1 protein-coding gene and 1 pseudogene are annotated in these 1,767 nt (G+C 61.5%); both read left to right on the top strand.

Annotated elements, in window-relative coordinates; genetic code table 11:
* The coding region (locus ABZT03_RS44265; RefSeq protein WP_356049984.1) for an RHS repeat-associated core domain-containing protein at positions 1-1,129 on the top strand (1,129 nt) is incomplete at its 5' end.
* Positions 1,130-1,201: 72 nt separating this feature from the next.
* A pseudogene (locus tag ABZT03_RS44260) lies at positions 1,202-1,459 on the top strand (integrase core domain-containing protein); the annotation flags it as partial.
* Between the last annotated feature and the right edge of the window lie 308 nt (positions 1,460-1,767).

Here is a 1,767-nt window from a genome sequence, read left to right as displayed (position 1 = left end):
CCACGAAATGAACACCGACCTCGGCACCATCAACATGAACGGCCGCCTCTACGACCCCACCGAAAACCGCTTCCTCACCCCCGACCCCCTCATCACCAACCCCGCCAACGGACAAGACTGGAACCACTACAGCTACGTAGACAACAACCCCACCAACTACACCGACCCCAGCGGCTACGCCATCAACGCAGACGGCACCATCACCACCTGCGTCCACAAAGGCGACGCCGGATGCGGCAGCGCCGGCGACGGCGGCGCAGCCGGCGTCGGCGGCGGCTACGTCACCTGCGGACACGCCTGCACCGCCGCAGAACAAAACACCGTCAACGGCTTCAACGACTTCATCGACTACGGCAACGCAGCCAGCAGCGGCGACCCCATGGCCACCTACCGCCTCTGCCAAATCTGCAGCGACGCCAACCACAACCCCGCAGCCGACCCCCTCAGCTGGCAAATCCAATACAACCAAACCGCCAACGGATCCGACGACACCGGAACCGTCGGTGACCTCGCCGGAGCCGGTAAAGACCTCACCGAAGGAGGCCCAGACCAACGAATCGCCTTCAACGACACCTGCGTAACCGACATTATGAGCGGCGCCTGCCTGCAACCAGGCTACCCAGAGTACGACCCCGACGGCCTGACAAAGGCACTCGCAGCATCCGCCGGCGCCGCCCTAGGGATGGGCGTAATGGTAGGCGCTGCGATAGCCACCGGACCCGCCATAGTCGTCCTTGGAGAAGTAGGAGCAACCTGCGGCGGAACAGGCGTCTGCCAAAAGGTAGCCGACGAAATCGAAGCAGTCCTTCCAGAGGCCGAGGTTACCTCCGCAGAGGCAGAAGCAGGATCCGCTGTCGCGCAGGAGGTGGTCCAGAAAATAGTGAACGCTAACGAAGGGGCGGCCGCTCGCATCGGCGGTTATGTGGCAGCTAAGCACGAATATGACGGGGCAACAGCCAGCATGACAGCTGAAATAAATTTCTTGAACACGTATCTGCTCCCTGACGGCAAGACTGGCCTAACTCCCGCAGCGCGCGACATGGCGATTAATGAATCTCTCAGACTAATATCTGCATATGCTGAACGGGCTGCACGCGCCGCAGCCGAGCTTGCTAAGTTCCATAGGTAACACCCAATACGCAGTGGCGGTTGTGTGACGTAGAACCCCCGCCGCGAGTTGTCTGCCGAGTTTTCAGTCACGCTGAAGCAGCTCGGGCTTCGTAGATCCGCTGGGCGCACAGGAATATGTTTCGATAACGCGATGGCTGAATCATTTTTCGGCGCCCTCAAGAATGAGCGGGTTTCCCGCGTGACGTACCTGACCCGAGAGGCTGCCCGCCGGGACATCACCCGTTACATTGAGCTCTGGTACAATCATCGACGCCTCCACTCGGCTGTTGGTTACCGCCCTCCGCGAGAAATCCACGCCGAATACATGGAGTTGCGAATGGCTGCGTGAAATACATGGTCAGATCACTGTCCGGAAAGCGCGAGGCCCCTCAGGTGCCGGGACGGATATGGGCTCTGGGTCTGTACAAGTCGGTGGTGCTGGCCTCGATTCGTCAGGGGTTGTGAGCTGCTGACCGGTTGGTCGGTTCGCCCCTTTTGTCCCTGATGGTTGGGGATGGGGCCGTCGCGTGTCGCTGCGGCTGCGCTCGGGTTCCACGGCACCGAGGGTGGTTGTCTTCCTTCCTGGTCCTCGTCGGGGTGTTGGCGGCGGTTCAGGTGGGGGCGGGTAGGGCGCCGAGGCGGTGCCAGCAGGTGGTG

The sequence above is a fragment of the Streptomyces sp. NPDC005574 genome (assembly GCF_040605435.1).
Classification (GTDB): domain Bacteria; phylum Actinomycetota; class Actinomycetes; order Streptomycetales; family Streptomycetaceae; genus Streptomyces.
The sequence above is the reverse complement of the archived record's forward strand: the minus strand, read 5'-3'. Positions and strand labels throughout refer to the sequence as shown.